The organism is Streptomyces sp. NPDC096152, assembly GCF_044763235.1.
Lineage (GTDB): Bacteria > Actinomycetota > Actinomycetes > Streptomycetales > Streptomycetaceae > Streptomyces.
In genome coordinates this window covers 280,839-293,205 of the sequence record NZ_JBIWFW010000007.1, presented here as the reverse complement: position 1 = coordinate 293,205, position 12,367 = coordinate 280,839, and the positions used below count along the sequence as shown (strand labels likewise).

The 12,367-nt window shown below is 66.4% G+C and carries 14 protein-coding genes, 1 tRNA gene and 1 pseudogene; 5 read left to right on the top strand and 11 right to left on the bottom strand.

The window, feature by feature from the left end; translation table 11 throughout:
• Positions 1–71 precede the first annotated feature (71 nt).
• Together ACIQ9G_RS24670 and ACIQ9G_RS24665 are read left to right on the top strand one after the other, a co-directional pair.
• The gene (locus ACIQ9G_RS24670) at positions 72–1,766 is read left to right on the top strand and encodes an IclR family transcriptional regulator C-terminal domain-containing protein (protein ID WP_403613240.1); all 1,695 of its coding nucleotides are present in this window, start codon (positions 72–74) and stop codon (positions 1,764–1,766) included.
• A gap of 71 nt (positions 1,767–1,837) precedes the next feature.
• A tRNA-Arg gene (locus ACIQ9G_RS24665) sits at positions 1,838–1,913 on the top strand.
• A 44-nt stretch (positions 1,914–1,957) separates the two neighbouring features.
• Here the strand turns inward: ACIQ9G_RS24665 and ACIQ9G_RS24660 are convergent.
• The 3 genes and pseudogenes from ACIQ9G_RS24660 to ACIQ9G_RS24650 form a co-directional block, all read right to left on the bottom strand.
• Positions 1,958–2,089 (bottom strand): annotated as a pseudogene (locus ACIQ9G_RS24660) (site-specific integrase); the annotation flags it as partial.
• Between the two features lie 15 nt (positions 2,090–2,104).
• On the bottom strand, positions 2,105–2,671 hold the full coding sequence (locus tag ACIQ9G_RS24655; protein WP_403613237.1) for a DUF6518 family protein: 567 nt from the start codon (positions 2,669–2,671) through the stop codon (positions 2,105–2,107).
• A 332-nt stretch (positions 2,672–3,003) separates the two neighbouring features.
• Entirely contained in the window at positions 3,004–3,378 is a 375-nt protein-coding gene (locus ACIQ9G_RS24650; RefSeq protein WP_403613235.1) for a lactococcin 972 family bacteriocin, read from the bottom strand.
• 819 nt (positions 3,379–4,197) lie between these two features.
• On the opposite strand from ACIQ9G_RS24650, the gene ACIQ9G_RS24645 reads away from it, so the two are divergent.
• Both ACIQ9G_RS24645 and ACIQ9G_RS24640 read left to right on the top strand, forming a co-directional pair.
• Positions 4,198–4,437: a hypothetical protein gene (locus ACIQ9G_RS24645; RefSeq protein ID WP_403613232.1), complete on the top strand. Its 240-nt coding sequence runs from the start codon at positions 4,198–4,200 to the stop codon at positions 4,435–4,437.
• A 150-nt stretch (positions 4,438–4,587) separates the two neighbouring features.
• Entirely contained in the window at positions 4,588–4,971 is a 384-nt protein-coding gene (locus ACIQ9G_RS24640) for a hypothetical protein (protein ID WP_403613230.1), read from the top strand.
• A 362-nt stretch (positions 4,972–5,333) separates the two neighbouring features.
• On the opposite strand, the gene ACIQ9G_RS24635 is transcribed toward ACIQ9G_RS24640, so the two are convergent.
• The gene (locus tag ACIQ9G_RS24635) at positions 5,334–5,576 is read right to left on the bottom strand and encodes a LacI family DNA-binding transcriptional regulator (RefSeq protein ID WP_403613227.1); all 243 of its coding nucleotides are present in this window, start codon (positions 5,574–5,576) and stop codon (positions 5,334–5,336) included.
• A gap of 184 nt (positions 5,577–5,760) precedes the next feature.
• A complete protein-coding gene (locus ACIQ9G_RS24630) occupies positions 5,761–6,717 on the bottom strand; it encodes an SMP-30/gluconolactonase/LRE family protein (protein WP_403613792.1) in 957 nt (318 codons plus the stop codon).
• 110 nt (positions 6,718–6,827) lie between these two features.
• Here ACIQ9G_RS24630 and ACIQ9G_RS24625 point away from each other — a divergent pair, with 110 nt between their 5' ends.
• A complete protein-coding gene (locus ACIQ9G_RS24625) occupies positions 6,828–7,304 on the top strand; it encodes an Lrp/AsnC family transcriptional regulator (RefSeq protein WP_403613226.1) in 477 nt (158 codons plus the stop codon).
• A gap of 37 nt (positions 7,305–7,341) precedes the next feature.
• Here the strand turns inward: ACIQ9G_RS24625 and ACIQ9G_RS24620 are convergent, their stop codons facing one another.
• From ACIQ9G_RS24620 to ACIQ9G_RS24595, 6 genes are all read right to left on the bottom strand, one after another.
• Positions 7,342–7,743 carry a tyrosine-type recombinase/integrase gene (locus ACIQ9G_RS24620; protein WP_403613224.1) on the bottom strand — a complete coding sequence of 134 codons (402 nt, stop codon included), beginning with the start codon at positions 7,741–7,743 and terminating at the stop codon, positions 7,342–7,344.
• 471 nt (positions 7,744–8,214) lie between these two features.
• On the bottom strand, positions 8,215–8,841 hold the full coding sequence (locus ACIQ9G_RS24615; RefSeq protein WP_403613221.1) for a hypothetical protein: 627 nt from the start codon (positions 8,839–8,841) through the stop codon (positions 8,215–8,217).
• Between the two features lie 1,806 nt (positions 8,842–10,647).
• On the bottom strand, positions 10,648–11,100 hold the full coding sequence (locus tag ACIQ9G_RS24610; RefSeq protein ID WP_403613219.1) for a hypothetical protein: 453 nt from the start codon (positions 11,098–11,100) through the stop codon (positions 10,648–10,650).
• Entirely contained in the window at positions 11,100–11,276 is a 177-nt protein-coding gene (locus tag ACIQ9G_RS24605; protein WP_403613216.1) for a hypothetical protein, read from the bottom strand. Before ACIQ9G_RS24605 ends, ACIQ9G_RS24610 begins: the two co-directional genes overlap by 1 nt.
• Complete coding sequence (locus ACIQ9G_RS24600) at positions 11,273–11,440, bottom strand: VOC family protein (protein WP_403613215.1); 168 nt, start codon at positions 11,438–11,440, stop codon at positions 11,273–11,275. Before ACIQ9G_RS24600 ends, ACIQ9G_RS24605 begins: the two co-directional genes overlap by 4 nt.
• A gap of 190 nt (positions 11,441–11,630) precedes the next feature.
• Complete coding sequence (locus ACIQ9G_RS24595; protein WP_403613214.1) at positions 11,631–11,975, bottom strand: hypothetical protein; 345 nt, start codon at positions 11,973–11,975, stop codon at positions 11,631–11,633.
• Positions 11,976–12,367: the final 392 nt, after the last annotated feature.

The following is a 12,367-nucleotide window of genomic DNA, read 5'->3' as shown; positions in this document are numbered from 1 at the left end:
AAGGTACGGAGGAGGGAACGCGCGGTGCGGGCTTACGGTAGGCCTGCCGCCACCCCCGTACCGGAGATGCGATGCCCCCGAACACCCCGACGGTGGCCCACCGGGTCACCGGCGCCGGCTCCCCCGCAGCCGCCGCACCCACCGCGGCCACCACTGCCGCCGCGCCCGCCGAGGCGGTCACCCCGCTGATGCGGGGCGTCGCGGTGCTGCGGCAGCTGACCGAGGCCGGCGGAACGCTGAGCCCGAGCGCCCTGGAACGGGCCACGGGACTCGCCCGCTCCACCGTGGACCGGATCACGGCGACGCTCGCCCGCATGGGGTACGTCCGTCCGGACGGCCGGGACGTCGTACTCGCCCCCCGCCTCATGGAACTGGGCAACGCCTACCTGGCCGCCCTGCGGCTGCCGGCGCTGCTCGACACGCGCGCCGACGCCCTCGCCGACGAGCTGGACGAGTCGGTCTCCCTGGCCGTCGGCGACCGGGACGGCATCCGCTTCATCCACCAGGCCACCCGCCGCCGCGCGATGTCGCTGAGCTTCCGCATCGGCGACCTGCTTCCCGCGGAACGCACCGCGCCGGGCCCGCTGTTCGCGACGGAGTGGACCGACGCGGACTGGCGGCTCTGGCATGCGCGCCGGGCGGCCGACCCGGAGGACAGGGGCTTTCCGGCCGTACCCCCACGGGTGCCGACGACGGACCGGCCGGGGGACGCGATCGGCACGATCGGCACGATCGCCACGGACTTCGAGCGGCGCGCGGCGAGCGCGCGGGAGGACGGCTGGTCGCTGGACGACCAGTTGATCGAGCCGGGCCTGGTCGCGGTCTCCGTACCCGTACGGCACCCGGACACGGGCCGCATCGCGTGCGTGGCGAGCGTGGTGAGCCACACCAGCCGGCACTCGGCGGACGACCTGCGCACCACCCTCCTGCCCCGCCTGCGGAGGACGGTCGCGGCGATGGAGGCGGACCTGCGCGCGGCCCCGCCCCTCTCGGGCACCTCACCCCCCTCGAACCTCGCGACGTGGACGGCCGCGTCGAAGCAGGAACTGGGCCGGGAGTTCGTCGAGTCCCTGGCCCGAGGCCTGACCGTGCTGACCGCCTTCGGCGAGGACAGGGCCGCGCTGACGTCGGCGCAGGTGGCCAAGGCGACGGGGCTGTCCCGGGCGACGGCACGGCGAGCGCTGATCACGTACGAGCACCTGGGCCTGGTGCGCCAGGAGGGCGACCGGACGTTCACCCTCACCCCGAGGGTGCTGTCCCTGGGCTTCCCGCCCCTGTCCCGCACCTCGCTCCCCCTGATGGCGCTGCCGCACCTCGAGGAACTGGCGGCCCACGTCCACGAGTCGACGTCTCTGGCGGTCCTGACTTCCTCCGGCGAGGAGATCCAGTACACGGCCCGGGCGACGACGGGACGCATCATGAGCGTGGACATCACCGTGGGCACCCGCCTCCCGGCCCACGCCACCGCCCTGGGCCGAGTCCTGCTGTCGGACACACCGTCCGTGCCGCAGACGCACCCCGAAACCGCGGAGCAGGGCTACGCCCTGGTCGACGAGGAACTGGAAGCGGGCCTCCGCTCCCTCGCGGTCCCGATCCACGACCGCGCGGGCCGGGTGGTCGCCGCGGCCGGCGTGGCCATGCACACGGCCCGCCACACCCGCGAACAGTGCATCGAGCACCTCCTCCCCGCCCTGCGCCGCACGGCCACCGCCATCGAGGCAGACCTCCACGTGGCCACCCACTTCACCCACGTCCCCCTGACCTGACGCCCGGCGTCCCCACCTGCGGCCGCCCACATCCGGTACGCTGACGCCTGTGACCCACGCGGCCACGATCCGCCTTCGTAGCTCAGGGGATAGAGCACCGCTCTCCTAAAGCGGGTGTCGCAGGTTCGAATCCTGCCGGGGGCACCAGCCAAAAGGCCCCGGACCGATCATGGTCCGGGGCCCTTGATGGTGCCGTGGCGGGCGTCGTGCAGCCGGACCACGCAGAGGCCAGCAGACTGGACGATGCGTGTGAAGGAGCGGTAGACGTTCCACGGTTCGACCGGGCGGCTGGTATGGGTGGCGAAGACGCAGGCGTACTCCCGGTGAGCCGCAAGGCTTTACCTTTCACTCCGGTGCCGCCGGTTGATCAGCACCGTGTGTGCGGCCAGGGCCAGACAGACAGCTACCGCTGCAAGGCGGGTAATGGTCCATGCCGTCTCACCGACTGACCCTTGCAGTGAGACCTCAGCTCGCAGCCGCGCCGACGTCTCCACAACAGCCAGCAGCGGGATCATCAGCCGGAAGGGAAGACCGCCAAGGCCAGGCTTGCGTGCCAGGTTCCCCGCGAGCCCCAGAAAGGGCCCGACTACCAGAGCGACTGCACCCCATGCGAGCGTGGCCGGCAAAAACCCGGCCCAGGCGGCGTGCGCGTCCACCGCGTAGTAGGCAGCGACAGCCGCCGCCAGGGACACTGCGGCCAGGGCCGCGGACGCAATCCTGGATGCACAGGCGAGGCCAGCGCAGAAGGCCAGGGCCGACCAGGGCCATGCCTCGTTCAGGACGAGATACGCGGCACGGACTCCCGTGGAGGCATTCGCCTCAAGAAGGCGGGTGAGGGATCCCAGCGCCGCACCGACTGCGAGCGCAGCCGCAGATGTCAGGATCCAGGAGCGTGGAGAGAACACGAGGTTCGAGAGAGCCTTCCAGTAACGAGACTTCTGAGACCTGACCTCTGCGCGAGTCTACGTCGGCCACCGTCGCGGGTTCAGGGCCGTTACTCGTTGCCAGAACAGCGGAGTGCTCACCGCGCCGCTCGCCGGCCAGACGGCGGGGCGAACGGCACGGCAGCTTCCCTGCGCACTCGCGAAGGGGATGCGGAGGCGAAGGGCTGACAGGTCTCGGGCTTGTCCGCGAAGTTGCCTATTGCGCCTCCAGCGTGAGGCTCGCGGTGAGAGCAGGCCCTCACGAGACAGGCGTCGCTTCACGGCCCCCTTGAGTGTTAGCGCGGCCGAAAGGCTTATTCGTCGACGCTCCAATACGCGGCGCACGTGTAGGCGGAGCCTGCCGTCCTGCTGGCCTTAGCCGTTTGTTTGGCGAAGGCGTAAGCCTTGTTCTGGGCGTTGGCTATTCTCGCCGTCGCATGGTGCATCTTCGAGCCATGGAAGTAGTAGGAGAAGCAACGCTTGCCGCCGGTCGTCAGCTCCCAGCCATAGGTCCAGGTGCCACCACCGACGTCCTTGGTGTGAGTTTCACGGTCCGCCGACCGCAAGGATGAGTTGAGGTTGATGACGGCCATGCCTGACTTCGCGGGCTTGAGTTCTGCCGCGCTGGCCGACGCAGCCGGAGCGATGACGGCTCCGGCGGTCAGCGCCGCGACGGCTGCGGTCAGCATCAGGGACTTACGACGAGCTTTCAAGGTCAACCCCGTTTTGTGTGGGAAGCATTAGATTTTCTGGAACGAGAACAGGCCACAACTAGTCATTGGTCGAAGGCAAGTTGAGGACAGTATCCGCCTACGGTATGACCGCTCCCGCACCGGCTCAAGATCCCCATTCCGTTATGGATGTCACACAGGCGGCAGGAACCGATGCAGTCCTCGCGGCCTCCGTCAGGCGCTGTAGGGCTGGTTGCGGTACAGCAGAGAAATACAGCAACCACAGCAACCGACCATGGCCAACAGCCACCCTCAGGAACCGAACGGAGACCTCTATGGCCCCCATCGACCGATCTCTATAGAGCTACGGATTAGGAGGTCGTGAGGGGGGCGGGTGCGGAGCCGTTCGGCGTCCCGGATCCAGTGGGCTGGGGACCCTATCGAAGCCCGCCAGCGGGCCCGCGAGTTGCCCATCAGCGCATAGGCCCTGACGGCACCTACTGACGGCAACAGGCGCGTACGACGGGGCACGAGGGCAGCAGTCAGCGGCCTGGGCTCGACCACGGGAGGAGCCTTACCGCTGGGCCTACACCTGCGGGTAGGAACTCCTAAAGCGGGTGTCGCAGGTTCGAATCCTGCCGGGGGCACCAGCCAAAAGGCCCCGGACCGATCATGGTCCGGGGCCTTTGACGGTGCCATGGCGGGCGTCGTGCAACCGGATCACGCCGGTCAGGTTGCCGTATTACGACATCGGCTCGTTCCTAGCACCGATCGGTCACAGGCGGCCGCGGGTGCGCCGTCAGCCGAGACGCTGTCATCATGCTGGCCTGTGGATGCATGAACCTGATGGACGTCATCACCAACCTGACGGGGTACGGGCTCATGGGTCTTGCCGGACTCGGCCTTTTCCTGATCTGTCTGCTCGCTTTGTTGCTCGGTGCGATCGTCGCCATCGGGCACCTGCTCCGCCCGCGGCAGGTGCCCGATGCACCTGAAACGCAAACACCGCATCTGATCACAGAAGGGTCTGCTCTCGCATCCTTCCGTTGGGAAGTTGAATCGGATCAAGAAAATTGAGCCTTGTTCAACCTCAAGGGGCCTTCCCCCGTGATGGTGGACACGCTTCGTTGATCACGCGGCGAGCGTGAGCGTAGCGGTGTGGTGTCGTCGTGCGCGGCCCGGCTCGAACGGGCTGGTCGCCACCAGCAAGAAGAAGAGACCGTTCACATGCAGCTCCCCGCCGAAGCCGTTGCGGCTACCGTGCTGATTGAGGTCGTGAGGGTCTCCGCCCCGCCGCCCAAGAAGGGTGTCCCCTACCCCGGCAGGGCGGTCGCCCACTGGACCGGCAGCGAGGCCGCCGAAGCCCTGACTTTGATCGAGAACCTGCCCGGCAGCCAACAGCACCGCTGCGGCTTCTCGCCAGGCTGGAGTGTCCGGGCGTACGAGGACTCTCTCGACCTGGCACTGTTCGAGGCGGCGTTCTGTTTCAGGTGCCACGAGGTCCGCATGCACGGAACGGCAGTGCCGGCCGCGCTGGCCACACAGTTCTTCGACGCGGACACCCCGCCAGCCCAGGCGCTCCTGGGCCTCTTCCGTGCGGCAACCACATAGCCGGCTGGCCGAATGAGCGAGTTACGCCGTGCACTCAGGGCGGGCTGTAGCACCGAAGGCGCCGCATGGCAGCCACGGCTGACGGCCGTGACGGCAGCGCTGACGGCAACGACGGCGGACGACAGCGGCACTCAGCGGTCCGGAACGGAAGCATCAAGGTGCCATCGCACCGTCCTGCCAAGGCTTGCCCGCATCTTCTAAGCTCCGGGTCGCATCCCGGGTGAGTGTCTAACTGCGTGACAACGCCGACGCACAGCGGCGGACGAGCGCGGACGGCTGTGGACGCTCGCAGCAGGTGAGAGGCCCACCGCCCCATGGTCGGCCACCCGCGCAAGTTCCTTCGGGACGAAGAGGTCGTGGGTTCAAATCCCGCCACCCCGACAGCCAAAACACAAGGTCAGGGCCTGTTTCCCTTCACGGGAAACAGGCCCTGACTCGTTCCAGTGTGCGGCCGGCTCTCCCGTCTGGCCCGCACGGACGTAGCCGAATTCCACAATGGCTGTCTCCACCCAGATCCGCGTTCGTTCCGCGACCGTGTCCGGACGGTTCAGCACGTTCGAGACCGTTGCCGCAGAGACCTCGGCGCGGCGGGCGACGTCGACCACCTTTGCGCCTACGTGCCGGGCAGCACCGTTGGCGGGACCGTGGCCACGGAACACGAAGGTGTGCTCGTGACACGGGCAGGGTGCCGACTCGGTCCGGGCGATATGACCGGCGACCAAGCAAGACAGCCACTTCGGCGTGTCGATGGTTTTGACGGCTCCGCCCGCTCCGCGCGTCGGCCCAGTCTCAGCGTGCCGGACCTGGCCAGGGCCTGTGCCCAGGTCCTGTCGGGTGTGTCCCCGTGACACCCATGACCAGTGAGTAGAGGCTGGTCTCCGCCGTGATGAACAGACGGTTGCGCTTGGCGCCGCCCCACGAGATGTTGGCCACCGCCTCCGGCACGTTCAACCGCCCGATCAGTGTGCCGTCAGGGTCGTAGCAGTGCACGCCGTCCGCCATCGCGGCGGCCCAGAGCCGGCCTTCTTCATCGAAACGGAGGTTGTCGAAGCGCGCCGCCGCACGGGCTCCGGCCGCCGCGAAAATCCTGCCGTCCGACAGCGTGCCGTCGTCCCGTACGTCGAAGACCCGGATGAACCCCGCCCGAGTGTCGGAGACGTACAACTGCCGTTCGTCAGACGAGAACACGAGACCGTTCGGCGCTCCGAAGCCGTCGGCGACCAGGTCGACCCGGCCGGTGGCCGGGTCGATTCGGTACACGTTGTTGGAGCCGATCTCGCTCTCCGCCCGGTAGCCCTCGTAGTCGCTGGTGATCCCGAAGTCCGGGTCGGAGAACCAAATCGAACCGTCGGACTTCACGGCCGCGTCGTTCGGGCTGTTCAAGCGCTTTCCCTGCCAGCGGTCGGCCAGCACGGTGATGCGACCGTCGTGCTCTGTACGCGTCACCCGGCGGTTTCCCTGCTCACAGGTGATGAGTCGCCCCTCGAGGTCCAGGGTGTTGCCGTTCGTGTGCCCGGCAAAGCGGCGGAAGACGCTGACCGACTCCGTCTCCTCGTCCCAGCGCAGCATCCGGTCGTTGGGAATGTCGCTCCAGATCAGTTGCCGCCAGGCGGGCAGGTAGACCGGCCCTTCGGCCCAGCGGCAGCCGGTGTACAGGACCTCGAGGCTCTCGTCACCGTTCATGCACCGTCCGGTACGGAACCGGTCGTCGAAGCTCTCGTACAGCACGGGGCGCTGACCGGGCATTGGATGTCCTTCCGTCCAACAAATGGCGCGTACATCGAATCTGGTTCGACTTGCATGCGATAGTGCAGGATTCCATATGGTCATCACAAGGTCATGCCGAACGGAGAGTTGTGGATCACATCGACCGAATCCTGCTGACGCAACTTCAGCAGGACGCAACCCAGTCCTACGCCGCGCTCGGCCGGGCCGCGGGCCTGTCCGCCGGTGCCGCCCACGAGCGGGTCAAGAAGCTGCGGGAACGGGGCGTCATCCGGCGCACGATGGTGGAGGTGGACCCGGCGGCGGTCGGGTGCGGCGTCTTGGCCTACGTGATGGTCGAGTCGACGTCATGGATGGGAGATTCGGCGGAGAGCTTCGCCGCGCTCCCCGAGATCATGGAGGCGCACGTCATCGCGGGCAGCGCATCGGTGTTGGTGAAGGTGAGGACCGCGACCACCGAGCAGCTCCAGGACGTACTGCGCAGGATTTACGCGATCGACGGCGTCAGCGGAACGCAGGCGACAGTCGTCCTGCAAACGTTCTTCGAACGCCCAGTCTCCGCTGGCCCTGCCGATCCGCAGGATGTCTCCCCGCAAAGCGCAGGGTAAAGGCTGTTCCTTTTCTCGCGGACAGTATGGGGAATAGCTACCAGCGGACCGCTCCGGTGATGACCGGCCGGAGCTGCTTCCGGTAGACGGCCTCCGTCGTCGCCTGACTGGTGTGCCCGTCAAGCTGCGCGATGCGCTCCAGCGGGATGCCATGGTCGGAGAGCAGTGAGACGAAGCTGTGCCGCAGTTCGCGCGGCGTCCATTCTGGAGCCAGTCCCGCCTTCTTCACGATGGCCTTGAAATCACGCCGGACGTTGGCAGCGTCGAGCGGCTCACCGCTCCGCGTCGTGAAGACGCGACCGGTCGGACTCCCCATCCCTCGGAACGCCCTCTCCTGCTTCTGCCACCGCTTGTGCTCTTCGAGGACGTCGACCACCTGCTTCGGCAGAGCGATGGTCCGGCGGCTCCTTCTTGTCTTGGTCTCGCCGTGCTTGCGCACCGAGCGCCAAACGGCGACGTGGGGCGGGATGCCATCCTCTGTCTCCAGGAAGAGATGATCCCAGGTGAGGGCCGTGCCCCCTCTGTACGTAGGCCACTGAGGAGTGAGAGCAAGAGGTAGGCGTACAGCCGCGACGGGCGAGCGGCGGCGAGCACGGCTTCCGTCTGCTCAAGGTTCAATGCCTTACTCGGACGGCCCGGTCGTCCTTCCGGAGCGGTGACCGGCAGCGCCACGTTGCGCGCGGCCTTGTCCCTGCGCTGAGCGTGCTCGATCTCTGAACCGCATCGGGCGAAGCGTGCCGATCACAGCCACTCGTTGATGGCCGCTACGAGGACAGTGGCCTCGTAGCGGACCGCGAGTTTGTCGTACCGGGTGGCGACGGCGCGGTGTCTCTTGAGGCGGTTGATCCCCCACTCGACCGCATGACGTTCGTGGTGAAGGCAACACGACGGACAGGGCACAGCAGGAGGCTCAGACGTGCGTCTGTTCGTCGGTGGCCGAACGACGGCCTCCATATGAGGTAACCAATGCGTCAGCGACGGCCGCCGCGTCTGCGTCCGCTACGTCCGCCGGGTACTCCGGCAGCAGGTCGTCCCAGACGGGCAACCACGAACCGTAGAATTGGGCCTGCCCCTCGGGCCGGGCGAAGAACCAGATATGCAGGTGTGCGGCTCCGTCCCCGATCCGGTAGACGTGGGCTCGGGAGACATGCGCTAGTGCCTGCACATGACGGACGATGTGAGTGGTGAGCAGCCCGAGTTCGGCGGCCATCTCGTCGGGCAGATCCGCCATGTCGTAGTGGTCTCGGGAGTACAGCATCAGCACCAGCGGCACACCGACTCCCGTGACCCGGGCCAGTCGCCAGCGTTCGTTGAACCAGATGCCCTTGTCTCGGGCGCGGCACACGTCGCAGTTCGCCGGATCCTCGCCGTGCCGTTCTGGCTCGGGCGAAACGGGCGGGCGCAGCGGCGCGACGCGAAGTCCCCCGGGTTCGAACGGGCTTATGTCCCAGCCGGTCATCCGTGCCAACGGAAGCCGAAGCTCACCATCCGCGGCTGCAAGTGCGTGGTCGTAGAACTCATCAGGTCGCAAGGCCATGATCGGAGACTAACGTGCCCCACGAGTGCTCCGAAGGCCAATGTGATCACCTGTCGAGCGGACCTGCGGGTACAGGTGTCGGGACTGCTGCAGGTTCGGGTGACAGGTTCAGTCACCCGGCCTGGAGGGCCGGTGTGGTCATGACGGCTTCGTATTCGATGAGGGTCAGCCGGCCGAGTGCGGATTGTCGGCGGCGCCGGTGGTAGGTCCTCGTTCTCCTGCTCCAGCAGCTTGATCCGCCGACACTTCCCGGAGTTCCGCGCTCTCCTGGCTGGCCACCCCGGGCTTGGATCCGTCATCGATGTCCGCCCGGCGCATCCACTTCCACAACGTCATCGGGTGAACCCCGAATGTCAGTGGCCACCTGCTCGACCGTGACACCCGGGCCCCGGTTCTTCGCGATTCGTACGACGTCCTGGCAGAACTCTTTGCGGATAGGGCTTGGGCGCAGCGACGTCCTTCCCAGCCGCCCCTCAGGGCAGGCCAGTTCAGATGTCACCCGATCGTGCAGCAGACACCTACCACACGCCCAGTGTCGACCTGCAAGAGTGCGTCGTCGATCTCTGCTGGTGTGTGCGGGCCGACTGCACCTTCCACTCCATACTGCTTCCAAGCCTCTTCGGCCTCGGCGGCCAGTTGGCGAACGAGTTCCGGAACGGATCCGCCGGTCCTGTTGACCGCACTGCCGAAGACGCCGTCTTGTCGCGGCAACGAGCCCGTAAGAGAACGCAGTTCCTCAGCTACGTCGACCCGGCCGTTCTCCAACGGGCGAGCCCTAACCCGGTCACGGCTGTGCAGCCTCGTGCGATGGGCGTGAGTGTCTATCTGTGTGACAACGCCGACGGACATCGGCGGACAAGTACGGACGCCCGCGGACCACCGCCACAAGTGAAAGGCGCACTGGGCGCAGGTCGCGCCTCCGGCCAAGTAGCTTCGGGACGAAGAGGTCATCGCCCAAGGTCTCACCGCTACGCTTCCGCCAGCACAACTTGCTCTGGTCGACGACACGGCAGCGTGGCTGAGGCCGGTGGGAGTACAGGGAGACACACGCGCGCGTGGTCGGCCGTCGCACCCGCCGTCCTGGCTGACTGCCGTCGGTCGAGGTTCGTGCCACAACCGTGCCAGATGCAGGGGTCAGCCACGGTCAACGAGGGTGTTTCGCAGTCGAGTTTGTAGCCGCCCCACAAGGTGTCGAAGACCCAGGTCAGCGGCACAGCCTCTCAGCCTCTCTCCTAAAGCGGGTGTCGCAGGTTCGAATCCTGCCGGGGGCACAGAAGAAAGGGCCAGCTCAGGAGGGTTTTCCTCCCAGGCTGGCCCTTCGTCGTGCCAGGCGCCGTGGCACACGCGTGCCACTACGTCCGCTCGGCGTCCTCTCCGGTGGACTCGGAGGCCGCTCCCCCCACCCCGGATCATGGCCCCGAGCCGAGCCGCGATGGCCCGATCACAGTCGCTCGTCATGTGCTGATAGATCAGCGCGGCGCAGGCCTATAAGCGGCTGCTCGATGCGACCGTGCACCATCGCCTAAATTCAATCGTACGTAGACGCCATGAAAGCGACAACCAACGCCCAGCACCCGCTGTTCATCTAGGCGGTGTGCGATCTGATGGCGTCCGGCGCCGCGATGTCATCTGCCCTCATGGGCGTACAGCTCCGTGCGCCCGAATACGTCATTGCCGCTGGTCAAGCGGTGATCGAGGCCATCCAAGCAGGTGCCGAAGAGGGGACGAACTCTCGGAACGCCCGGAGCATGCCCACCAATCACGCCGACGCACCGGGCAACTCAAAGATCCCCGACAGAGTCAAGCTCAGCTATGGACTGTCTGTTTGACGCCGTCCTTGTCGGTGATGCTGACGGAAACGCGCCACCGCGTCCGCTTGTCGACCTCGATCTTGACCGTACCGCCGAACTTCCGGCCATCCAGGTCTTTCGCCTTCATCGAGGCACCGTAGGTGGCGCTGTCGTCACACACTTCGATCCCGGCGCGCAGCGCTGTCCCATTACTGACCTTCAGACCACCCGAGGGACCGAGACAGTCATACCGCACGGACAATGCGGCAATCCGGTCCGCAGCCACGGGCAGCTTCACCGTCCCCGGACCCAGCCGGCCCGGTTCCTTAGCGCCCTTCGCAGGATTGTCCGGATCGGACACCAGCGCCGCCTTCGAGGCACTCGGCGAAGGCGGCGTACTCTTCCCGCCGCTGCACCCGGACACCACAGCGGCGGACACCACCAGCAGAACGATCCCTGCGCTGCGCATCAGCATTTCCCGTGCCACGTCTCGCGGCCGTTGTAGACCAGCCGCGCCGTTCCGTTGTGCAGCACCTTGGTGCTGCAGTTGGGCTCGGTGGTCTTGTAGTTCCACTTCGTGTACCTGACCTTCACCCCAGCGTGCAGTGCCGTACGCCGGGCCGCATTCGCGCTGGAGAACGTCATGCTTCGTGAGCGGAGTCGAGCACCACCATGAACCTGTTGCCTTCCGGATCCTTCATCAGGGCTTCCATGGGATCGTGGAGTTCCACCAGTGAGGCGCCTTTGGCGATCAGCGTCTGGACCTGTTCGGCGACCGTTCCGGCAACGACGGTGACGACTGGCAGCACGGCCGGAGATTCCGCTTGGCCAACGCTGTACGCGCCATGACCCGGGATGCTGCCCCAGAACCTGATCATTTTCTCTGGGTCTACGGCTTCAAAATGAACGTGCACGCTTCTGTCTCGCTTTCATTTGTGGGACCGAAACTGAAAAAGGCCTACCGAATCGCTCCGGCAGGCCGTTATGAGTGAACGGACTTCAGCAGTCGATCACGGTGTTGTGCGTGTCTGCGATTCCGGGTTCGCTGAAGCGTCCGCGGTACTCGACCTGAAGGGTCACCTGAGTGTTGTACGTCTCCTTGTGGCCATCATGCACGCACTTGAGCCCTGGGGTGGTGAAGCGCCCGCTGCACTTCGTCCACCCGCTGTCCTTGTGCTTCACCGCGTGCCAGTGCCCGTCGTAGGCTTCGAGCCGCTGAAGATCGACCTGGGCCCGGCATTTGTTGGGCGCCGGAGTCGAGCAACCCGTGTAATGACCCTGGGCGAACAGCGGGCCGTTATGGGTGACTTGAAACGGCTTCTCACCTAAGAACGTGCACCACACGGCTACGTCAGTAGGGCTCTTCGCGATGGCCCTTCCCGTGCTGCCGCTCGGAGTTGCCGCGGCCGACGCTGTGGCAGCCGGCACCAGCAGGGCCCCAGCCGCGAGAAGCGGGACGACAAAACGTGCCTTCACTTTCCCCCTAGAAAAATCGAACGCGTGTCGTACCACCAACCACCCTCATGGGTTCACAGGCGCCACACAAGATCCGTGGCGCGAACTTTCCGTAGTTTGTCCGGTTCCTTATCGGTGGAATTGGCCGTTCCCTCCCATCCGCTGGCAGTGGGCCGGTAGACAACGACGAAGCCCCGCCGATCCGGAGGCTGACAGACGATGACACCAATGGCTCACACCACGGGCGCGGACAGTGACGGTCAACGCCGGACCTCAGCGGA

Bases quoted from the DNA above. Each gene is read 5' to 3' on its own strand.
- ACIQ9G_RS24630 (WP_403613792.1), bottom strand. From the start codon at position 6,717: ATGCCCGGTCAGCGCCCCGTGCTGTACGAGAGCTTCGACGACCGGTTC.
- ACIQ9G_RS24645 (WP_403613232.1), top strand. From the start codon at position 4,198: ATGAACCTGATGGACGTCATCACCAACCTGACGGGGTACGGGCTCATG.
- ACIQ9G_RS24650 (WP_403613235.1), bottom strand. From the start codon at position 3,378: ATGCTGACCGCAGCCGTCGCGGCGCTGACCGCCGGAGCCGTCATCGCT.
- ACIQ9G_RS24605 (WP_403613216.1), bottom strand. From the start codon at position 11,276: ATGACGTTCTCCAGCGCGAATGCGGCCCGGCGTACGGCACTGCACGCT.
- ACIQ9G_RS24615 (WP_403613221.1), bottom strand. From the start codon at position 8,841: ATGGCCTTGCGACCTGATGAGTTCTACGACCACGCACTTGCAGCCGCG.
- ACIQ9G_RS24640 (WP_403613230.1), top strand. From the start codon at position 4,588: ATGCAGCTCCCCGCCGAAGCCGTTGCGGCTACCGTGCTGATTGAGGTC.
- ACIQ9G_RS24670 (WP_403613240.1), top strand. From the start codon at position 72: ATGCCCCCGAACACCCCGACGGTGGCCCACCGGGTCACCGGCGCCGGC.
- ACIQ9G_RS24610 (WP_403613219.1), bottom strand. From the start codon at position 11,100: ATGCGCAGCGCAGGGATCGTTCTGCTGGTGGTGTCCGCCGCTGTGGTG.